Source organism: Stenotrophomonas sp. YJH_SMC_25 (assembly GCF_059369595.1).
Genome location: NZ_JCAFSV010000003.1, coordinates 258,197 through 279,554, shown reverse-complemented (window position 1 = coordinate 279,554; position 21,358 = coordinate 258,197). Strand labels below are relative to the sequence as shown.

At 67.6% G+C, this 21,358-nt stretch carries 18 protein-coding genes; 6 read left to right on the top strand and 12 right to left on the bottom strand.

From position 1 onward, the window contains the following. Positions 1–55 precede the first annotated feature (55 nt). Positions 56–832 (top strand): DUF481 domain-containing protein, encoded by a 777-nt coding sequence (locus AC5P7E_RS06090; RefSeq protein ID WP_495222828.1) that lies wholly within the window; start codon positions 56–58, stop codon positions 830–832. Between the two features lie 114 nt (positions 833–946). Here AC5P7E_RS06090 and hemC read toward each other — a convergent pair whose 3' ends face one another. The 5 genes from hemC to mdoH form a co-directional block, all read right to left on the bottom strand. Next, positions 947–1,858: a hydroxymethylbilane synthase gene (gene hemC / locus AC5P7E_RS06085; protein ID WP_012481329.1), complete on the bottom strand. Its 912-nt coding sequence runs from the start codon at positions 1,856–1,858 to the stop codon at positions 947–949. A gap of 570 nt (positions 1,859–2,428) precedes the next feature. Continuing rightward, positions 2,429–3,160: a LytR/AlgR family response regulator transcription factor gene (locus tag AC5P7E_RS06080; RefSeq protein WP_012481330.1), complete on the bottom strand. Its 732-nt coding sequence runs from the start codon at positions 3,158–3,160 to the stop codon at positions 2,429–2,431. Positions 3,161–3,170: 10 nt separating this feature from the next. Next, positions 3,171–4,214 (bottom strand): sensor histidine kinase, encoded by a 1,044-nt coding sequence (locus AC5P7E_RS06075; protein WP_197589517.1) that lies wholly within the window; start codon positions 4,212–4,214, stop codon positions 3,171–3,173. A gap of 3 nt (positions 4,215–4,217) precedes the next feature. Further along, the gene (locus AC5P7E_RS06070; protein ID WP_083714088.1) at positions 4,218–4,877 is read right to left on the bottom strand and encodes an alpha/beta hydrolase; all 660 of its coding nucleotides are present in this window, start codon (positions 4,875–4,877) and stop codon (positions 4,218–4,220) included. A 50-nt stretch (positions 4,878–4,927) separates the two neighbouring features. Next, on the bottom strand, positions 4,928–6,853 hold the full coding sequence (gene mdoH / locus AC5P7E_RS06065) for a glucans biosynthesis glucosyltransferase MdoH (protein ID WP_005414555.1): 1,926 nt from the start codon (positions 6,851–6,853) through the stop codon (positions 4,928–4,930). Between the two features lie 495 nt (positions 6,854–7,348). Here mdoH and AC5P7E_RS06060 point away from each other — a divergent pair, with 495 nt between their 5' ends. Continuing rightward, complete coding sequence (locus tag AC5P7E_RS06060) at positions 7,349–9,394, top strand: TonB-dependent receptor domain-containing protein (protein ID WP_114618236.1); 2,046 nt, start codon at positions 7,349–7,351, stop codon at positions 9,392–9,394. A 60-nt stretch (positions 9,395–9,454) separates the two neighbouring features. On the opposite strand, the gene AC5P7E_RS06055 is transcribed toward AC5P7E_RS06060, so the two are convergent. Next, positions 9,455–9,628 (bottom strand): hypothetical protein, encoded by a 174-nt coding sequence (locus AC5P7E_RS06055; RefSeq protein WP_005411154.1) that lies wholly within the window; start codon positions 9,626–9,628, stop codon positions 9,455–9,457. A 216-nt stretch (positions 9,629–9,844) separates the two neighbouring features. Between AC5P7E_RS06055 and AC5P7E_RS06050 the strand changes: the two genes are divergently transcribed. Continuing rightward, on the top strand, positions 9,845–10,231 hold the full coding sequence (locus tag AC5P7E_RS06050) for a DUF2628 domain-containing protein (protein WP_005414559.1): 387 nt from the start codon (positions 9,845–9,847) through the stop codon (positions 10,229–10,231). 77 nt (positions 10,232–10,308) lie between these two features. Here AC5P7E_RS06050 and AC5P7E_RS06045 read toward each other — a convergent pair whose 3' ends face one another. The 3 genes from AC5P7E_RS06045 to AC5P7E_RS06035 all read right to left on the bottom strand — a co-directional run bounded on the left by AC5P7E_RS06045 (position 10,309) and on the right by AC5P7E_RS06035 (position 14,266). Continuing rightward, positions 10,309–12,840 (bottom strand): methyl-accepting chemotaxis protein, encoded by a 2,532-nt coding sequence (locus AC5P7E_RS06045; RefSeq protein WP_114618237.1) that lies wholly within the window; start codon positions 12,838–12,840, stop codon positions 10,309–10,311. A 209-nt stretch (positions 12,841–13,049) separates the two neighbouring features. Continuing rightward, positions 13,050–13,943, bottom strand: a complete 894-nt coding sequence (locus AC5P7E_RS06040; RefSeq protein WP_005414561.1) for an NAD-dependent epimerase/dehydratase family protein — start codon at positions 13,941–13,943, stop codon at positions 13,050–13,052. Positions 13,944–14,041: 98 nt separating this feature from the next. Continuing rightward, a complete protein-coding gene (locus AC5P7E_RS06035; protein ID WP_225792033.1) occupies positions 14,042–14,266 on the bottom strand; it encodes a S41 family peptidase in 225 nt (74 codons plus the stop codon). Positions 14,267–14,443: 177 nt separating this feature from the next. Here AC5P7E_RS06035 and AC5P7E_RS06030 point away from each other — a divergent pair, with 177 nt between their 5' ends. Then, positions 14,444–14,749 (top strand): KGG domain-containing protein, encoded by a 306-nt coding sequence (locus AC5P7E_RS06030; protein WP_024957919.1) that lies wholly within the window; start codon positions 14,444–14,446, stop codon positions 14,747–14,749. Between the two features lie 10 nt (positions 14,750–14,759). Here AC5P7E_RS06030 and AC5P7E_RS06025 read toward each other — a convergent pair whose 3' ends face one another. After that, the gene (locus AC5P7E_RS06025; RefSeq protein ID WP_114618239.1) at positions 14,760–16,232 is read right to left on the bottom strand and encodes an MFS transporter; all 1,473 of its coding nucleotides are present in this window, start codon (positions 16,230–16,232) and stop codon (positions 14,760–14,762) included. A 126-nt stretch (positions 16,233–16,358) separates the two neighbouring features. Between AC5P7E_RS06025 and AC5P7E_RS06020 the strand changes: the two genes are divergently transcribed. Continuing rightward, positions 16,359–16,988, top strand: coding sequence for a TetR/AcrR family transcriptional regulator (locus AC5P7E_RS06020; RefSeq protein ID WP_005414565.1), 630 nt, complete (start codon positions 16,359–16,361; stop codon positions 16,986–16,988). Between the two features lie 15 nt (positions 16,989–17,003). On the opposite strand, the gene AC5P7E_RS06015 is transcribed toward AC5P7E_RS06020, so the two are convergent. After that, a complete protein-coding gene (locus AC5P7E_RS06015; protein ID WP_005411161.1) occupies positions 17,004–17,354 on the bottom strand; it encodes a VOC family protein in 351 nt (116 codons plus the stop codon). A gap of 156 nt (positions 17,355–17,510) precedes the next feature. Further along, on the bottom strand, positions 17,511–17,711 hold the full coding sequence (locus AC5P7E_RS06010; protein WP_005411162.1) for a hypothetical protein: 201 nt from the start codon (positions 17,709–17,711) through the stop codon (positions 17,511–17,513). Positions 17,712–17,899: 188 nt separating this feature from the next. Here AC5P7E_RS06010 and AC5P7E_RS06005 point away from each other — a divergent pair, with 188 nt between their 5' ends. Continuing rightward, positions 17,900–21,262, top strand: coding sequence for an autotransporter domain-containing protein (locus AC5P7E_RS06005; protein WP_114618240.1), 3,363 nt, complete (start codon positions 17,900–17,902; stop codon positions 21,260–21,262). Positions 21,263–21,358 lie beyond the last annotated feature (96 nt).

Here is a 21,358-nt window from a genome sequence, read left to right as displayed (position 1 = left end):
CGCCATCACGCTTCCAGTATCATCACCGGCTGTCAACCGCTTCGGAGAAGCCCCGATGTCCCTGCGCGTGTCCCTGCTGATCCCCCTGCTGCTGTGCGCGCCGCTCGCGTATGCACAGGATGCCTCCGAACTGGCGGCGATGTCTTCGCCGTGGAGCGGCAGTGGCGGCGAGCTCGGCTTCGCCTCGGCACGCGGCAACAGCAGCACCGAGAGCTTCAACGGCCGCCTGCGCCTGCGCTACACCGACGGCGACTGGGTGCACAGCATGGACCTGGCCGGCCTGCGTTCCAGCTCCAAGGTGACCGAGACCCGCGACGACGGCACCACCACCCGCCGCAACAACACCACCGCCAACCGCTACACCGGCAGTGCCGGCAGCGCGCTGCAGCTGGGCGAGCACCGCCAGCTGACGGCCACGGTGCGTACCGAGCGCGACGACTTCGCCACCTACGACCGCCAGAGCTCGTTCGGTCTGGGTTACGGCACCCGCCTGTGGAACACCGAGCGCTTCTCGTTCGACGCGCAGATCGGCCCCGGTGCGCGCCGCACCCACAGCACCGAGGACGACCGCACCCGCACCGGCATGATCGGCCGCGGCCTGTTCGACATGAAGTACTCGCTGACCGACAACACCGACCTGGTCAACACCCTGCTGGTCGAATCCGGTTCGTACAACACCTTCGGCCAGAACGACTTCGGCGTGTCGGTGAGCATGAACGAGCACCTGGCGCTGAAGGCCGGCTGGCAGGCGCGTTACAACAGTGACGTGGCCGAGGACAAGCGCAAGACCGATACGCTGACCACGATGAACGTGGTCTACAAGTTCAAGTAAGAAACGGGCGCCAAGGGCGCCCGTTCTTCTTCCGGTGGTGCCGGCCGCTGGCCGGCAACTGCATTCAACTGGGCACGAGGTTGCCGGCCAGCGGCCGGGACTACCCGCGGTGGCTCAGACGTTCAGCAGTTCGCCGGCGCCATCGTCCAGCAGCAGCTTCGCCACGCGCTGGCCCAGGCCTTCCGGGTCATTGGCGGGGCCCACGGCTTCGGCGCGCACCGCACGGCCGTCGCTGGCGCTGCCAACCAGGCCCTGCAGGTGCAGGTCATCGCCCTGCCACTGCGCTATGGCCGCCACCGGCACGTGGCAGCTGCCATGCAACGCACGGTTCATCGCCCGCTCGGCTTCCACGCAGGCACGCGTGGCCGCGTCATCAAGCGGGGCGAACAACGCCATCAGCCGCGCATTGCCACCATCGCACTCCACCGCCACCGCGCCCTGCGCCGGGGCCGGCAACCACTGCGGCGGTTGCAGGCGCGCGACGATGCGCTCGCCCAGACCCAGACGCTCCAGGCCGGCCACGGCCAGCACGATGGCGTCGTAGCCACCGTTGTCGAGTTTGGCCAGCCGGGTGTTGACGTTACCGCGCAGGTCGAGCAGTTCCAGGTCCGGTCGCAGCGCGCGCAGCTGCGCCTGGCGACGCAGCGACGAGGTGCCGACCCGCGCACCGATCGGCAGCGCGTCCAGCGAGGCGTACAGGTTGGAGACGAAGCCATCGGCGGGATCGTGGCGGGTCAGCATTGCCGGCAACGCGAACGGCGGGTCCAGTTCCATCGGCACATCCTTCAGCGAGTGCACTGCGCAGTCGGCCTCACCGCGCAGCATGGCCAGCTCCAGCTCCTTCAGGAACAGGCCCTTGCCACCGATGGCGGCCAGCGAACGGTCGAGCACTTCGTCGCCGCGGGTGCTCATCGGCACCAGTTCCACATGCAAGCCGGGATGGGCCTGGCGCAGGCGGTCGGCGACGTGTTCGCTCTGCCAGAGGGCGAGCGGGCTCTTGCGGGTGGCGATGCGGACGGTTTCCATCCGGTCATTATCGCGCCTCCGGCGCGGATACGGCCAACGGCGGAGCCCCTCGTGGCTGGTGGAGGGGTCATGAAAGCAACAGCCGCGCGTGGCCGGGCGGGGTGGGCCACGCAGGGGACGCTGCAAGTACGTCCATGTAAGCTCGGTCGCCGCATCCATGCGGCTCACGCCCCTGCGCAGCCCACCCCGCCCGACCTCTGAAAGTTTCCGTGTGCGTCAGCCACGGAAGATCAAAAGAAAAAAGCAGAAGCAAAAGCAACAGCCGACGGCTTCCGGGGTCAGATCCCTTTTCCGCAGGAAAAGGGATCTGACCCCTCTTCCCCCACCCGATAACAACAATGCCTTTGCCATCCGTCACCGGGAAATTCGCGAGGGTGAGGCGGGAAGGGCGGGCGGGACCGTTGGCGCCATGGATGGCGCCATCGAGCCCCCATGGATGGGTTTACGGCGTGTCCCGCCCGCCCTTCCCGCCTCACCCAACACGCAACAACACAGAGCCGACAATCTGCTGTTGCTGTTGCTTCAGACGTTGCTCGTAAGCAGTCGCGGCCGCAGGCCGCGCGGGACCACTCACAGATGCCGCAGTTCCTGCTTCAGCGTCGCCACGCAGCGGCGGCTGACTTCCAGCGGCTGCTTTCCATGCCGCAGCACCGCCTGCACTTGACCACCCGTGCCTCGACGCAGCTCCACCAGCTCGTGGCGCGCCACCAGGCAGTTGCGATGGATGCGGATGAAGCGGCTGGCGAACTCTTCCTCCAGCGACTTCAGCGACTCCTCGATCAGGTCCTCGCCGCGCGCATGGTGCACCACCACGTACTTCTCTTCCGCCTGCAGGTAGTGGATGTCGTCCAGCGGGATCAGCCGCAGGCTGCCACGCAGGCGTGCGCACAGCATGCTGCGGGCCTGCTGCCCGCCGCTGTCCTGCGGCTGGCCGTCGCGGCCGGCCAGGAACGTGCGTGCACGTGCGATCGCTGCCGCCAGTCGCTCGGCACGCACCGGCTTCATCAGGTAATCGATGGCCGCCGCCTCGAACGCCGACAGCGCATGCGCGTCATAAGCCGTGCAGAACACCACCGCCGGGCGCGGCTCGAAGCTGGCCAGGTGGCGGGCGGCTTCCAGGCCGTCCAGCCCGGGCATGGCGATATCCAGCAGGACCAGGTCCGGCTGCAGCTCCGCGCACGCATGCAGGGCCTGCTCGCCGTTGCCGGCCTCGGCCACCACGTCCACCCCGTCCTGCGCCGCCAGCAGGCTGCGCAGGCGTTCCCGCGCCAGCGGTTCGTCATCGGCGATGACTACCCTCACGGTCGTCCCCTCACTGGATCGGCACTGTCACCTGGCAGGCATAGTAGCCCTCGCTCCAGCCAGCCGTCATCCGCGCGGCGGCGCCGAAGCGCCAGGCCAGCCGATGAGCGATGCTGTGCTGGGCATGGCCGGCACCACGCGCCAGCGCCAACCCCGGCGCCTGCGGATCGGGCGCGGGATTGCGCACGCGGATCTGCAGCTCGTTGCCCTCGCGCACCAGCTGCAATTCGATGGTGCCGCCTTCGGGCAGCCGCGAAATGCCATGCAGCACTGCGTTTTCCACCAGCGGCTGCAGTACCAGCCTCGGCAGTGGCAGGTCCCACGGCAGCGGCTCATCGCGCTGCCAGCGCACCTGCAGACGCTCGCCGAGGCGCAGCGACTCTATCGACAGATAGCGCTCGGCCAGCTCGCATTCGTCACGCAGGGTGGAGTCGCCCTCGCCCGCGCCCAGGGCAGCACGGAACAGATCGGACAGATCCAGCACCGCGCGTTCGGCCACCGCCGGATCGCGATGCAGCAGGCTGGCGATCAGGTTCATGCTGTTGAACAGGAAGTGCGGCCGGATCCGCGCCTGCAGCGCGTCGGCCTGGGCACGCGCGTTGGCCTGCACCTGCACGGCCCAGCGATCGCTCACATAGAAGTAGCGCAGGGCAAGTGCGGCGATCAGTGCCGTGGTTGCCGCACTGCCCAGGGTGAAGCGCCAGAAGCTGATGCCGCGGGCGAAGTTGTCGCCCAGTACCGCGTACAGTGCATGCACGATGCCGGCACAGACCACCGCGATCAGGGTCGCCAGCATGATCGCCGCGACAGCGCCCAGCACCTGCGGCAGCCTCGACAGTGCCTGCCGCAGGAGGCACAGGCTGGCGGTCACCGCCAGCGCCAGCCACAGCGCGAAGCCGCTGGCCGACAGCAGCTCGCCGAAGGTCCAGTGGCGGCTGCCATCGGGCGCCAGCGCCAGCACCACCACCACCAGCTGGGCCAGGCCGAGCATCGCCGCCAGCCGCGGCAGGCGGCACAGTTCCGGCATCCACGGCGATGTGCTGGCCGGGGGCATGGCTCAGGCAGCGCCCAACCGTTCCTGCAGCCAGTCACCCAGCGCCTGGATCTCTTCGGCGCAGACCTGGTGGGCCATCGGGTAGCTGTGCCACTCCACCTGCAGGCCCAGCGCCTGCAGGGCCTGCGCGCTGTGTGCGGCCACCGCCTGCGGAATCACCGGGTCGCTGCTGCCATGGGCCATGAACACCGGCACCTGCACCGCACCGTCAACGCGCCTGGCGCTCTCGGCTTCCGGCAGGTAAGTGGACAGTGCGATCAGGCCGGCCAGTGGCGCGGTGCGCGACAGTGCAGCGGTGAGGATGATCGCCCCGCCCTGCGAGAAGCCGGCCAGGAAGATCTTCTCCGGCGCGACGCCGCGCTCGATCTCACGTGCGATCAGCGCATCCAGCTGCAGCACCGATTCCTGCACGCCGGCCATGTCGGCACGCGAGCGGAAGTCCATCCCGACGATGTCGTACCAGCCGCGCATCGGTACGCCGTTGTTGATCGTGATCGGCCGCACCGGTGCGTGCGGGAACACGAAGCGCAGCGCCGGCCAGTGCGGACGCACCAGTTCCGGCACGATCGGCGCGAAGTCGTGGCCGTCGGCGCCAAGCCCGTGCAGCCAGATTACCGACCACTGTGGCGAGGCGCCGGTTTCCTGTTCCACCGTTTGCAGCATGATGCGGCTCCTTCAAGTTCGAGCCGCATTATGCCGCTGGTGCAGGGCCATCAGTACAGCGGCGGTTGCTCGGCGGCTTCCCGGCGCAGCTGCGCGGCGCGCACCAGCACCGGTGGCGGAATGTTCTCTTCGGGGATGTCGAGCAGGCCGAGGCGATGCAGGAAGGCACCCGGGCCGCGCGAGGAGGTCAGCGCCACCACCGGAACGGCCAGCACCATGCCGATCACCACCGGCGCCATCCAGGCTGCCAGCGACGGCGACACCGCCCACGCCAGCACACCCATGAACGCACCAAACACGCCCAGCCCGCCGTAGCCACGGATCAAGGCCATCCACGAGATGCCACCATCGTCACGCTGCTGTGCGTCCCAGCCGGAATCGCGGCCGGACAGCACTTCGGCCACGCCGCGCGACTGCACGTACATCACCACCGGTGCCATCAGTGCGGCCAGCACGGTCTCCACCAGCATCGACACGAACGCACGGATCGCACCGCCGCAACCGCGGCGGTCGACAGGGTCCAGCAGCATCGCCAGATAGCCCAGCACCTTGGGCAGCAGCAGCACCGCCATGGTGGCGGCGAACAGGCGCACCACCTGCTCCTCGTCCTGGGCCCGCCAGTACACGCTGGGTGACAGGTGCAGCAGGGCATTGAAATCGATGCCTTCCTGGAACAGCGGGATCGCAATGCCGATCAGCATCAGCATCGCCCACATCGGCGCGGTGAAGTAATGGCCGATGCCGATCAGCATGTGAGTGCGGCTGATCCAGTGCAGGCCACGGCTGCCGACCACCTTGCCGTGCTGCAGGTTGCCCTGGCACCAGCGACGGTCGCGCACCAGCAGGTCGGTCAGGGTCGGCGGGCCTTCTTCGTAGCTGCCCCCCAGGTACGGCACCATGTGCGCGGCCCAGCCGCCACGGCGCATCAGCGCCGCTTCGACGAAATCGTGGCTGAGCACGTGGCCGCCGAAAGGCTTGCGCCCCGGCAGCGCTGGCAAGCCGGCGTGGTCGGCGAAGGCACGGGTGCGGATGATGGCGTTGTGGCCCCAGTAGTTGCTCTCGGCGCCATGCCACCAGGCCACGCCACGGGCGATCACCGGGCCGTACACGCGACCGCCGAACTGCTGCATGCGTGCGAACAGGGTGCGGCCACCGATCACCGAGGGCAGGGTCTGGATCAGGCCGACATCGGCGTTGTGTTCCATGCCGGCCACCAGGCGCACGATGCTGTCGCCGGTCATCAGGCTGTCGGCGTCCAGGATCAGCATCTGCGGGTAAGCGCCACCGAAGCGGCGCACCCAGTCGGCGATGTTGCCGGCCTTGCGCCCGCTGTTGTCGCCACGGCGGCGGTAGAACAGCCGCGTCTGGCCGTCCGGCACGCGCTCGCGCAGTTCGGCGAATACCTGCTCCTCGGCGCGTGCGATGTCCTCGCGCCGGGTATCGCTGAGCACGAAGAAGTCGAAGCGTTCGAGCTGGCCGGTGGCGGCCACCGACTCGTAGATCGCCTGCAGGCCCGCCAGCAGTCGGCGCGGATCCTCGTTGTAGGTCGGCATCAGCAGCGCGGTGCGGCTGTGCACGGTCGGCAGCGGCTTGTCCGGGTCGATGCCAAGGCGATAGCCACGGTCGAACACGGCGGTCAGGAAGCCGGCCACGGCGCTGGCGAAGGACAGCGCGATCCAGGCGAACAGGCCGACGAACAGCACCAGCAGGCAGGCTTCCAGCACGCTGATGCCATTGGCCGACAGCACCCGCCACATCATGCGGGTGGCGATGGCGGTCATGGCCAGGGTGCCGCCGAAGATGTAGAACCGGCGCAGGCCGATCAGGCGTGGCGAGGTACGGTGCCGACGGACCTTCAGCTTGCCTTCGCGCAGGGTCTGTTCGGGCATCGGCAGCGGAGATTCGGCCGGCAGCAGCGCCCAACCGGCGTCGAGCCGGGGCGCATCCGCTTCCGCGTGGATGGTTTGACCCCCCATCACCGCTTACTCCCCACGATCGGCATGGCCGGCCGTCCCGGCCGGGCTGCATGCGCGAAGGTTCCCGGCGCGCCTTCCCGGCGCCCGCACTTGTCCTGGCTGTACCGGCCCTTGGCCGCACAGTCGCTGTCTGTCACTACCGGAACCCACACGATCTCCAACGGGGCGGAATCGAAAATGCGGCCCAGTCTAGGGCGCCGGATGTAAGCCGAGTGCGAAGGTCTACGCCGGGATTTATCCCCATTCAGCAAACAGCAGGCGATGGTGGACCGCGCAGCGGAATGTCGCTTCGTGGCGCCAGGTACTGGATCGTAACAAACGCGAACGGTTATCATTTCATTAACCAGGCAGGTCGCCGTCTTCCGTACGGCCGAGACCCACCCAGCTGCGCCGGCCCGAACCGTGCGCCCTACGACCCATGGAAGGGGGGCCTGCCTGCTTGTCTGCGTGTGCCCGTTGCTTCCATCCGGTCCCCCTCATTCGATGGAAGTCGTCATGTCCAAGCTGTTCCGCTCCCGTTCCGCGCGCCTGCCGCGCACCCGCCTGGCCAGTGCCCTGGCCACCGCCTGCCTGCTGGCCCTGCCCGGCGTGGCCGCTGCAGAGGCCAGCGCCGATGCCTCCACCAAGGACCTGGATACCGTGGTGGTCACCGCCTCGGGCAACCAGCAATGGATCAAGGATGCGCCGGCCAGCATCAGCGTGATCAGCCGCGAGGACATCGCGCGCCAGCCGGTGCACGACCTGGCCACCCTGCTCAGCCGCGTGCCCGGCGTGACCGGTGGCCTCAGTGCGGTTGGCGAGCAGTCCAAGATCAAGCTGCGCGGCATGCCGTCGAACTACACGCTGGTGCTGGTGGACGGCAAGCGCATGGGCAGCTCGGCCTCGACCAACTACCGGCCGGACCTGGGCCGCCAGGACCTGAACTGGATCTCGCCCGACCAGATCGAGCGCATCGAAGTGGTGCGCGGACCGATGTCGTCGCTGTATGGCTCCGACGCCATGGGCGGCGTGATCAACATCATCACCCGGCGCATCGGTGATGACTGGAGCGGCAGCGCCACCCACAGCTATACCCGCCCGGGCGACGGCAAGCGCGGCGACACCCAGCAGATCGGTGCGACGTTCTCCGGCCCGCTCGGCGAGCGCTTCGGCCTGCGCATCGGTGCCAACAGCATGCGCCGCGATTCGGATCGCTCCAATGGCGGTGTCTACGGCAACGCGTATGCAGGCGAGAAGGACCGCAATGTCGATGCGCTGCTGCAGTGGAAACTGAGCGACGCGCAGGAACTGTCGCTCGAAGCCGGCCATGGCGTGCAGCAGGCCTTCATCGACGCTTCGCTGGAAAAGCAGGATGAAGGCGCCTGGGGTGCCAGCGAACTCAAGCGCAGCTCGCTGGCGCTCAACCACGATGGCAAGTGGAGCTTCGGCAATTCGAAGATCAGTGCGTACTGGACCGAGTACAGGAACGACATCGGTGCTACCGGCCGTTCCGAAGCCACCGATACGATCATCGAGGGCAGCCTGACCACGCCGTTCACCCTCGGCGTTGAACACCAGTTCGCCGTGGGCGGCCAGTGGAAGCGCCAGAAGCTGACCAACACCGACACCATCGGCCGCGCGCCGATCGACTATGCCGGCAATGCCGTCAGCGGCTCCGATCTGGAAGTGGATACCTGGGCCCTGTTCGTCGAAGACGAACTGAAGCTGCACCGCACCCTGGCACTGACCCTGGGCGCGCGACTGGATCACCATGAGAAGTTCGGTGGCCACGTCAGCCCGCGCGCCTACCTGGTCTGGCATCCGGCCGAGCAATGGACCATCCGCGGTGGCGTTTCCAAGGGCTTCCGCGCCCCCAGCCTGACCGAGAACTCCGCCAGCGCCGCCACCCAGTCCGGTGGCCGTGGCTGCACCTCGCTGATTCCGCTGGGCTATACCCGCGGCGGCTGCTACATGGCCGGCAACCCGGACCTGGACCCGGAAACCAGCACCAACCGCGAAATCGGCATCAGCTTCGACAACGACCTGGTCGATGCCGGCCTGACCTACTTCCACACCGACTTCAGGAACAAGATCGAGTACGCACCGCTGGGCAGGTTCAACGGCATCTGGTGGACGCGGATGAGCAACGTGCAGCGCGCACGCACCAGCGGCATGGAAGGCAACTTCAATGTCCGCTTCGGCGAGCACTGGCGCTGGCGCACCTCGGGGACGTGGATGAAGGAAGCCAGGAACCTGACCACCGGCCGCAACCTGATCGATACCCCCGAATTCTCGGGCTATTCGTCGCTGGACTGGACGCCCGACGCGGTGTTTTCCAGCAGCCTGTCGGCGCAGTACACCGGCAGGCAGGCCGGCACGGCGACGACCTTCCTCAAGGCCTACACGCTGTATGACCTGACCGCCGCCTGGAACGTCAATGAGGTACTGACCCTGCGTGGCGGCGTCAGCAACCTGGCCGACAAGAAGCTGTATGCGGAAGGCTCCACCGATTACTTCGTGGCCGGGCGCAGCTACTTCCTCAGCATGACCGCGCGGTTCTGACCAAGAGCGTCCGCCGCGATCGCGCTGGCGACGGGCCAGCGCGATCGGCGGTGTTGCGGATTACTCGCTTTCCAATGCGGCGGCGGGCGCCGCGCTCTGCGTAGCCGCCGTGCGTGCACGGTCCATCGCCACCGCCAGTTGCTGGCGTGCGAGCAGCTGTTGTGCCTGCACCACTTCAGGTGTCGGCAGGAGCACCGGTCCCGGTGCGTTTTCCGGTGTAGCAGGTGTGGTCATGCAACCTCCATGGACATCCCGCCGCCGCACGGATTCAGCTGGTGCGGCAGCGGAACTGCGCACCCTATCCTAAAAACAAGGCGGGCGGGTGACGGTGCGCACCCCTGCCGCAGCAGCCGGAACAAGGCAGGCGTCACATTTTTGACGGTGACGCTTGGATCCTGAATAGGACTTGTCCTATCATGAAAACGTTTTCTCACAGGGATGTCTCCCCCAATGAATACCACTGACCTGTCCCAGTTCAGCCCGAAGTGGCAGTTCCGCTTCAACTTCTTCCGCCAGCACGGCGCCCCCAAGAACCCCGGCTTCAAGCAGGCCTGGAAGGCGCTGTCCTTTGGTGACCGCCTGAAGATCAACCTGAACTTCTTCGCGTTGTTCTTCGGTGCCATCTACCTGCTGATTCTTGGCATGTGGCGCAAGGCACTGGTGGTGATCGGCATCAACATCGTGCTGGCCATCGTCTCCATGTTCCTTCCGGACGTCGTCGGGCGCATGCTGTTCATCGCCATGAACCTGCTGGTCGCCTCCAGCACCAACTACAGCTACTACCTGGAGAAGGTGGAAGGACGTACCAGCTGGAACCCGTTTGAAGGAATGTTCTGAGCCATCAGACCTGCGCAGGATGCGCGGCAAGGATGCAACCGACGCCCGGCCCCCGCCGGGCGTCTTCGTTTCCGGGGTCAGGCCGCGCGGCGGGCCATGGCCTCCGGTTCGGCCTGCAGGCGGAAGCGCGAGACCGCCACGGCCAGCTGCTCGGCCTGCTCCTCCATAGCCCGCGCTGCGGCGCTGGCTTCCTCCACCAGCGCGGCATTCTGCTGGGTGGTCTCATCCATCTGCACCACGGTCTGGTTGACCTGCTCGATGCCGACGGACTGTTCACGCGACGCAGCCGAGATCTCGGCCATGATCTCGTTGACGCGCCCCACCTGGCCGACGATGGCCTGCATGGTACGGCCCGCACCGTGCACCAGCTGCGCACCGGCACCGACCTGCGCCACGGATGCGTCGATCAGCTCCTTGATCTCCTTCGCTGCGCCCGCCGAGCGTTGCGCCAGCGCGCGCACTTCGCTGGCGACCACCGCGAAGCCGCGGCCCTGCTCACCGGCCCGCGCCGCTTCCACCGCCGCATTCAACGCCAGGATGTTGGTCTGGAAGGCGATGCCGTCGATCACCGAAATGATCTCGGCGATGCGCTGCGAGGAGGCCTCGATCTGCTCCATGGTCTGCACCACCTGGTTGACCACTTCCCCGCCCTCGCTGGCAACGTCAGCGGCGGATCCTGCCAGGGTATTGGCCTGCAGCGCGTGGTCGGCGTTCTGGCGCACGGTGGAGGTCAGCTCCTCCATCGAGGCGGCGGTTTCTTCCAGGTTGGCGGCCTGCTGCTCGGTACGACGCGAGAGATCGCTGTTGCCCGCAGCGATCTCACCCGCCGCCAGGCGGATGCTGGCGGCCGACTGCTGGATCTGGCCGACGATCTGGGTCAACTGCTGCACGGTGCTGTTGGCATCGTCGCGCATCACCGCGAACACGCCATGGAAATCACCGCGCATGCGTGCGCTGAGGTCGCCGGCGGCAATCGCGCGAAGCAGCGTCGAAAGCTCAGCCAGGTTGTGATCGCTGACCTGCATCATGATGTTGAGGGTCTCCACCATGCGGCGGAAATCGTGGTCGAAGCGCTGGGCATCACCGCGTACAGCGAAGTCGCCGGCCGCCGCGGCGGCGGCCAGCTGCTGGATCTGCTCGTTGATCGCGGCCAGGTTGCTCTTGGTGGTGGCCATCGCTGCGGTGAACACCGCCTTCTCGCCCGGCAGCGCTTCCATGTCCACGCTGAGGTCACCCACTGCGTAACGCTGCATCACCTCGACCAGGCGCTGGGTGACCGCATTGCTGGAAGCCACCAGCTGGTTGCTGTCGGCCACCATGCGGCCGTACTCGCCGGGGAAGGCAGTGGCGTCCATGCGGTAGCTCAGCTCGCCAGCATCGTGGCGGCGCGCCATTTCCGCCTGCGCCGCCATCACCGCCTGCAGCTGCCCGCGCATGCCCTGCATCGCGTCCAGCAGGCGGCCCACTTCATCGTTGCTGCGCGCAGGCAAGGTGCTGTCGAGCTTGCCGGCGGCGACGTCACCCGCCACCCGCACCGCTTCGGCCAACGGGCGGATCGCCAGGCGGCGCAGCAGCACATAGACACCGGCACTCAGCGTCAGCGCGGCCACCACGCCCACCAGCAGCGTCAACCACAGCAGCTGGCGCGCCTCAGCCACGATCACCGCGTGCGGCATCACCACGCCCAGCGCGAAGCGCTGCGGGGCATTGCCCACGCGTAGCGGCACGTAGACGCGCACGTTGCCGGCTGCATCGGGCGTGAAGGCTTCGAACCGGCGGTCGGCGGCGATGTCGGCCAGCATGCTGCGGGTCAATGCGTCGGTGCGCGGCTTGCCGATCTCGGCGGCATTCGCCGAGGCCAGCACCACGCCGTTGGGCGAAAGCAGCTCGACGCGGCCTGCGCCCATCGGCGTCAGCGTCGCCAGGTGCTTCTGCAGCGCCGCCAGCGAGAAGTCGACGGTGAACACGCCGAGGAAGGTACCGTTTTCGACGATCGGCGAGCTCAACGTGCTCATCAGCACCTGCTGGCCGGCGATGTCGTAGGCATAGGGCTCGCTGACCTTGGGCAGCTTGTCGCGGCTGGGTACCACATACCAGTCGGCCGAGCCGTCGGCGGCTTCGGTGTAGTCGGTCATGGTCGACTGCTGCGGCTTGCCGTCATGCCAGGCCCAGTAGCTCATGTAGCGGCCGCTGGCATCGTGCATCGCGGTGTTGGCGAACTCGGCATCCTTGCCATCGAAGGCATCGGCCTCCCACATGGTGCTCTTGCCCAGCCACTCCGAGTGGGTGCGCAGCTGCTCGCCCAGCACGGCAGCCAGGCTGGCGCGATCGGGCACGTCGCCCCGCGCACGCTGGGCGAGCACGGCTTCGACCATGGCATCGTTGCTGGCAAACGCCGTGCCCAGGTCGGCGGCGACCTGGCGCGCTTCGGCGTTGGCCTCGCTGGTCATGGTCTGGCGCGAGGCATCGATCAGGCTGGCACTGGCCTGGCGATAGATCAGGAACGCCGTCAGGCCGAAGCACAGCAGCGCGATGACGGCGGTGCCCAGCATCAGCTTGTGGGCGATGCTGCCCGGGCGGCGGGCAGCGGCGGAACGGGAAGAAGGCATGGAGGGGTCCGCAAGGCAGTTCAGGACGACCGGCGCCGGGAGGGCACCGCGCAGGCGCGCGATCCGTCGCGCAGGCCACCGGCCGCCGGGACCCGCCCGGCGCAGGAAGCGCACCGGGTTAGCGGCCGCCTGCCAACGAGGTTGAGGCGACCGGCCTACACATTCCTGAATCCACTCAGGGACGGGACAGGGATCCGTCCCCGCTTCCCCTATTCGGCCACCCGATCCTTGATCCACTCCGCGCGTGGCAACACCTCGATGCTGCCTGCGGCGTACTGCTGCAGCACGGCGTCCGGCCCGAAACGCGGCTGCCACCCCAGCTCCCTGCGGATGCGGGCGCTGTCGTAGACGCGGTCGACGCTCAGCGGCAACGGCCAGCCGCGGCGCTCGAACTCGGCCAGCAGCTGCGGTACGCGCCGGGCCAGTACGTTGCGCGGCTGGGTGGCCAGTTCCAGGCAATCCTCGCGACGGAACGGGGTCGCGGCGCAGGCGATGTAGCGGGCGAAGGCCGGCCCCTCATCCAGCAGCAGCGCGGCATGGGCACTGGCCACGTCACGGGCGTCGATCCCACGATGCAACCGGAACATCGCCATCCGTTCCGGCGGTTCCGGGAAGCAGCGCCCCATCCGCAGCACGCGCACCCCGAAGTCCGGTGCGGCGGCAGCTTCAGCCAGGGCCTCGGCCTGCAGCTTGCTGCGGTGGTAGATCGTTCGCGGCAGCGGCTCGGTATCCTCATCGATCCAGCGGCATCCCCCTGCCACCACCGCGTGGCCGTACAGCGCGGTGGTACTGGTCAACACGAACCGCCGTGCGCCTGCCTCGCGCGCCGCCTGCAGCAGGTGCGCAGTCGCGTCCACGTTGATCTGCTGGAACACCGCGTCCGGTACCAGGCCGACGTGTGGCGCATGCAGGGCCGCGGTATGGATGACCGCGTCGACGCCCTGCACCGCGCGCACGACGGCTTGATGATCGGTGACATCGGCAATGATGCGCGTGGTGGCAAACGGACTGCGGTCCAGACCCACCACTTCATGGGCAGCCGCCAGCGCGCCGAAGATCGCGCGCCCGATCCGCCCGGAACTGCCGGTCAACAGAATCTTCATTGAGTCCATTCACTCGAAGCGCCCGGGAACTACCGGGATGCTTCGATTCTAGGCATGCAGCGGAACATCTGCGATAGGACGACCGCGCAACTGTGCGTTCATCCTGACGACTTCGGCGGAGCCAGCAGTTGGCGCGCGATGGAGAGTGGATCGTCGCCGCCTGCCGCGTGGGGCGCGACACCGGTCCGTTCGCCGTTGCCACCGGTGCTCAGTTTGATCGGTTGCCGGTCCGGAACGTTTATCTGATAGCCATCGGGCAGCAGCACAGGATCATCGAACATATGTGCGGCACCGCCACTGCGGCCGCCGGCCTTGCCGCGCATCCGAGGGCCGGCAGTGAATACGCGACGAATGCGGCCGCCGGGCCGGCTGCGTGATCATCCCCGTGCGCAGGGCGCGTGAAAACCGGGGCGAAGATGGCGACCTGGACTTAGCGTGCGATGGCCAAGCATGGACGCCGTCGCCCACGAAGGCGGCGTCCACACTGCAGGAGATTTCACATGACTGAGCAGAACCCGCGCAGCTCCAACCGGGGCTTCGCCTCGATGGACCAGGACAAACAGCGCGCGATCGCCGCCAAGGGCGGGCGCGCGGCACATGCCTCCGGCAATGCGCACGAATTCAGTCCGGCCGAAGCACGTGTCGCAGGCCGCAAGGGCGGCGAAGCGATCAGCCGCGACCGCCAGCACATGGCCACGATCGGACGCGAAGGTGGACATGCACGCCACGCCAACGCGCGCCAGCAGCAACAACAGCCTCAGGCGATCGAACGCACGGCAGAGGACCCGCAACGCCAGCAGGGCTGAATGCTGCGCGTCAAGCCGATGCACGCTGCCGATGCAGCCCAAGCGCCGCAAGCAGGGCCAGCGCACCCGCCACCGCCATCGCCCAACCGAACCCGCTGGCCATCGCACTGCGGTACCAGGTCAGCACCTGCGGCGTGGCGTGCATCGAGCCCGGGTGCAGGATCAGTTCACGCGCCTGCGCAACAAGCCGCTGCTGCCCTGCGGCCTGTGCGCAGGCGGTGAACTGCTGTACGGCACGCTGGCCCATCAGGCTGCCCATCAGCGCGATGCCCAGGCTCATGCCTGCCTGGCGCAGCGCGTTCATCGTGGCTGACGCGATACCTGCACGTTCGGCCGATGCGTTGGCCATGATCGCCATGCCGGTCGCCGGCACCGCCAGCCCCATTCCAATGCCAAGCAGCATCAGCACGGCAGTGGCATGAGCGCGCGAAGTAGCCGGTTCGAACGTGGCCATTGCGCACAGCGCCACACCGGCCAGGGCGTAGCCCAGCACCAGCGCGGCATGCAGCCCGAGGCGGGCAACCAGGCGCCCGAACAACAGCGAGACAACACCCATCAACAGGAACTGGGGAGCCAGCTGCGAGCCTGCCAGCGCGGCGCTGTGCCCCTGTGCCTGCTGGAAGAAAAGCGACAGGAAGAACAGGCTCGCATAGGCGGTGAAGCCCAGCACGAACGAGGCCAGGTTGAGCATGCGGAAGCGACCGTCGGCAAACAGGTCCAGCGGCAGCAGTGGGCGTGCCACCCGCCGCTCGACGATGCCGAACAGGATCAGCCCCGCAGTTGCGGCGCCCAGCGCCAGAAGCGTCACCGGGGCCAGCAGGCCCTGCTCGCCGATCGCGATCAGGCCATAGCACAGTGCGCCCAGCGCGCCGATACTGAGCAGCTGCCCGGCCGGATCCAGCGCGGCGTGCTGCGGGTGCCGTCGCTCGGCGATGCCCCAGGCGCCAAGCACAAACGCCAGCAGCCCCAAAGGCAGGTTGATCAGGAAGATGCTGGGCCAGCCGGCCCGCTGCACCAGCGCACCGCCCAGCAACGGGCCAAGCACCAGGGCAAGCACGCTGAAGGCGGACCAGCCACCGATCACGCGTGCACGCTGGCCCGGATCGGGAAATGCGTGACTCAGGATCGGCATCGCACTGGGAATCAACAGCGCACCTGCCACGCCCTGCACCGCGCGCCCGGCGACCAGGGTCGAAAGGTCCTTGGCGCAGGCGCACAGCAGCGAGCCCATGGTGAAGGTGGCGACGCTCAGCAGCCACATCCGCCGATGACCGTAGCGATCCCCCAACGGACCGGCCGACAGCATCAGCGCCGACAGTGCGATCGCATAGGCGTTGATCACCCATTGCAGGCCCGCCATGTCGGTCTGCAGCGCCTGCTGCAGGGTTGGCAGGGCCACGTTGACGATGCTGATGTCCAGCGAAGCGAGGAATGTACCGAGGTAGGCCGCCAGCACCAGGGCGGGCCGTTGGAGGCGTCTCATGCGTGGATCCGGGGGGAGGATGTGCGCGCATCCTATCGACTGACTGACCGTCGGTCAATGACTGGCGGTCAGTCAGTGCGAAGGGGCAGCTAGAATGGCGTCCGTCACACCCGGATACCGCCCACCATGCAGACCCCAGCTGTCGCCAGGCCTCGCACCAAGCCCGCCGAAACCCGCCAGGAGGAACTGATGGACGCCGCGCAGGCGTTGTTCCTTTCGCAGGGTGTGGACGCCACCACCATCAGCGACATCGTCGCCGCGGCCGACGTGGCCAAGGGCACTTTCTATACCTATTTCGCCTCCCGCACCGAGATCCTGCAGGCGCTGGCGCAGCGCTACACGCGGCAGTTCATGGACGAGGTCGAGCAGGCCGTGCAGCAGCACCCTGCCGGTGATGGCGCAGCGCGCCTGCGCGCCTGGATCCGCGCCAACATCGAGATCTACGCGCGCACCCACGCGTTGCATGACGTGGTGTACGCCAACCATCACCACCACCAGCGGGGCAATGCCGAGCGCAATGCGATCCAGCAGCAGCTGCTGGGCATCCTCGAAGCGGGCAACGCAGCCGGACTGTGGCAGCTGCCTGCTCCACAGGTCACCGCCTCGTTGATCTATGCCGGCGTGCACGGTGCCACCGACGACCTGATCGCCACACCCGCACAGGATGCCGATGCCTTCATCGCCGCTGTGGAAGCGGATTGCCTGCGCATGGTCGGCGTTCCGGCAGCGCCGACGCGCAGCGGCAGACGCCGCTGACGCAACGCTTCCCGCTCAGGTGTGGGCGAGAATGTTCAACAGCCGCCCGAACGGGTCGCGGACGAAGAAACGACGCACTCCCCAAGGCTCGTCGGCAGGGCCATACTCCAGCGGGATGCCGGCCGCGTGCATGCGCTCCAGCACCTGCTGCAGGTCGTCCACTTCGATCGACAGATCGGGCACCGCGGTGCCGGAACCCCCTTCGCTGGCAAAGCTCACCTGCGCCAGCGCACTGCCCTGCCCGCCATGGGTGACGATCCAGCCATGATCCATCACCACCGGCATGCCCAGCAGCCCGCCATAGAACGCTGCGGCACGCGCCGGGTCGGGCGTGGCGATGTTGGCGACAATGCGTTTGACGGCCATGTGCAGCGGCTCCGGTGCGACTTCCCATCCTCGCCGCTGCGTGCATGGCCCGCAAGCGGGCTCAGGCCAGATGTCGGCATCGCCATCTGAGGCGATCGCTGGAACAGAAGAGCCCCGTCGATGACGGGGCTCCGCGTGCGGCTCAAACGGCGCGACTCACACGCCCATGCACAGATCGACCACGCAGGTGTTGTACGCCTGCTGGCATTCACCGGCATCGGTGCCACTGGCCAGGCACATCTGATAAGCCCGCCAGCACGGCTGGTCGCAGGGCTCGACCGGCCCAGCCACCGCCACCGAACCGGTACACGCCAACGCGAATACCGCCACTGCGATCACCTTCCTGACAACACGCATCGCCATCACTCCTTGATAAGCCTGGTGAGCCCAGGCCGGCCCACGTTAGCGAGGACACGGGGAGACGAAGTGAAGCCCACTGTCACACACACTTAACCTGTTCACAATTCTCCTTTCACATGCATGGGGGATGTCGCCACGGATTGGCGTTAACGGCCTTGTTGCCCGTCCACCAAGGAAGTTGCCCGATGAATCACCCGCTGCACGGCCGTTCGTCCCACTCCCGCTCCCGCTCCCCGCTGCACAGCCGCCTCGCGCTGGCCGTGTCCAGCTCCCTGTTGCTTGCCGCTGCCGCGCCCGCCATGGCCGGCGAGGCGCTGGACGCATGGCAGCAACAGCGCCAGCTGCAGGCGGCGTGGGCACAGCCCGCCGTCAGCGCGCCTGCAGCATCGACGGCCGCCATGCCTGCGGCAACCGCCACCGCCCTGCTCGGCAGTCCGGGCGATGCCGCCAGCTGGCGCAGCGATGAATTCAACGCCGACTGGGGCCTGAGTGCGATGGGGGCCGACCACGCGTATGCCCGCGGCCTGACCGGCAGGGGCGTGCGCCTGGCGCTGTTCGACACCGGCTCGGCACTGGCTCACCCCGAATTCGCCGGCCGCAACACCTCCAGCATCACCATCGGCCCGAACTGTGCGTCACCGGGAACCGTCGGCGGTACCGGCGCGTGCAGCCAGACACAGGGTGATCAACCGGGTATCAACTACTACACGCTCGGCGCGGGCGTGCCTGCTTCCCTGCAGGCCAACATCATTGCCGCAGGCCGTGAATGGGGTTTCCGCTATGCCGATCACGGCACGCATGTCCTCGGAACCATTGGCGCCAACCGCAATGGCACGGGGATGCACGGCGTCGCCTTCGGTGCCGATCTGACGACCGCCCGTGTATTTGGTGACACTTACTACGAATGGAGGCGCCAGGCGAGCGGAGGCTACCTGCCTGAAGCCGTGGAACGGACGGATCCCGATGGTGCCGCAAGGCTGGACATGTACGCGCAGCTGCAGGCACAAGGCGTGCGTGCCATCAATCACAGCTGGGGCATCTCCACCCGGAACATGACCGTGGCCGCACTGGATGCCCAGTACGCACGCATCGGTGCCGGCTACGACGTATACGGAAGCATCTACAAGGACAGTGCGAACGCCCCCGCTTCGCAGTTGATCCAGGTCTGGTCGGCCGGCAATGGCAGCGGCGCCGTCGCCGGTATCACCGCGGCCCTGCCGCGCTGGAAGCCGGAGATCGAGCCCTACTGGCTGGCCGTCGCCAACGTTCGCCAGCCCAATACAGCCAATGGTGAAACCGACTACGTGATCAACGCAGGCTCGAGCATCTGCGGCGCTGCCGCCAACTGGTGCATTTCCGCACCCGGCACGGCAATCCTCAGCACCATCGTTTCCGGTGACATCCAGGGACGGCTGGAGAAGACCGCAGACTACGTCCGTCTTCTCATCGACAGCCAGAATCCCACGTACGACTACGGCCTGAAGACCGGCACGTCCATGGCCGCCCCCCATATCACCGGCGCACTCGGCCTGTTGATGGAGCGCTTCCCCTACCTGGACAACGCCCAGGTGCGCGACGTCCTGCTGACCACCGCGCGCGATCTCGGTGCGGCAGGCGTCGACCCGATCTACGGCTGGGGCATGGTTGACCTGCGCAGGGCCATCGAGGGCTATGGCTCGCTGCGCGTGGATACCAACGTGGTGATGAACCAGAGGGCCGGCGGCCTGAAGGTGTGGGAAGGCGATGCCTGGGACGACTGGACCAATGACATCGGCGGCCCCGGCACGCTGACCAAATCCGGCATCGGTTGGCTGCGCCTGAGCGGCGACAACAGCTTCAACGGCGCGGTGCTGCGCGAGGGCACGCTGGAGTTGAACGGCAGCAACACCCTCACCTCGGCGGTCGATGTGCAAGGCGGCCGGTTCCTGCTCAACGGCAGCCTGGTCTCCACCGCACTCACCACCACCGGTGGCGTCAGCACGGTCAGCGCCAGCGGCGTTCTGAAGGACGGGAACCTGACCGTCAATGGCGGCGTGGTGTCCTTCAATGGCATGCAGACCGGCGGCACCACCACGGTCGGCAGCAACGGCCTGCTGAAGGGTATCGGCACGTTGGGCAGCACCCGAGTGGACGGCACCATCGCGCCCGGCAATTCGATCGGCACGCTGACCATCAACGGCGACTACGTGCAGGGTGCGACCGGCGTCTACGCCGCCGAACTCGCGCCTGGCGGGCGCAGCGACCAGTTGCACGTGACCGGTACCGCCACCCTCGGCGGCACGCTGGTCGCGTTGCCGGAACCAGGCATCTACTATCTCGGCGAGCAGTTCAACTTCATCCGCGCCGACGGTGGCATCAACGGCCAGTTCGCGAAAACCGACTTCAGCGCGTTCTCGCCGTTCCTGCAGTTCAGCCTCGCCTACGGCACCAATGGCACCCGCATCGACGTGGCACGTGGTGCCTCGCTGGCCAGCGCCGCCGCCACCCCGAACCAGCGCGCGGTGGCCGCCGCGGCGGACCTGCTGGCAATCAACCAGGGCCTGCCCAAACCGCTGACCCAGCTGTTCCCGCAGCAGGTCGGCGGCGTGCTCGACGGCCTCAGCGGCGAACTGCACGCAGCCACGCCGCTCGCACTGGTGGAAGGCAGCCGCTACGTTCGCGATGCCGCGCTGTCCCGCCGTGCAGGTGCAGTCGCGCCAAGCGCCGATGCGGGCGACGCCACCGGCGCCTGGGTGCAAGCTCTGGGCGGCAACAGCAGGCTGGACGGCAACAGCAATACCGCCCGCACCGAAGCCAACAGCAACGGCCTGCTGACCGGTATCGACCACGAGTTCTCTGGCTGGCAGGTCGGCGTGCTGGCTGGCACCGGCCGCACCGACGTCAAGCAGCAGGCGCTTCGTGCCAAGTCGAAGATCGACAACACCCACTTCGGTGCATATGCCAGTCACAACTGGGGCGGCCTCGGCCTGCGTGGCGGCGTCGCCTGGAGCAAGCACAAGGTGAAGAGCACCCGCGATGTCGACTTCGCAGGGTTCAGCGACAGCCTGAGCGCCCGCTACAACGCGCATACCCGCCAGGCCTTCATCGAAGCCGGCTACCGCTTTGGTGGCCCGGAGGCCGGGCTGGAACCCTACCTGCAGGTCGCGCGCGTGGAGGTGGACCTGAAGCAGATCAACGAGCGCGGTGGTGCAGCCGCCCTGCACGGCAAGGTGGACGACACCGGCACCACGATCGCCACCGCTGGCCTGCGCTTCGACAAGGGCCTGAAGGCATCGTTCCAGCAGGACAGCTGGCTGCACCTGCGTGGGGGCGTGGGCTACCGCCGTGCCTCGGGTGACCGCAGCCAGCTGGCCGACCTCGCATTCGCCAACAGCACCACCACCTTCGCGGTCGAAGGCGCCCCGATTGCCGACAGCGCCGTTGTGGCCGAGCTGGGGCTGTCGGCCTGGCTGACCCCGCGCCAGCAGCTGGAGCTGGGTTACAGCGGCCAGTACGGCAGTGAAAGCCGCGACCACAGCGCCAACATGCGCTGGTCGGTTCGCTTCTAGACGCGTGTTCTCTTGACGGTTTGGGGCGGCCTCAGGGCCGCCCCTTTTTTATCCACGCCCCAGGGCCATGCGCGATACCTCAGGATCATCGCGTCC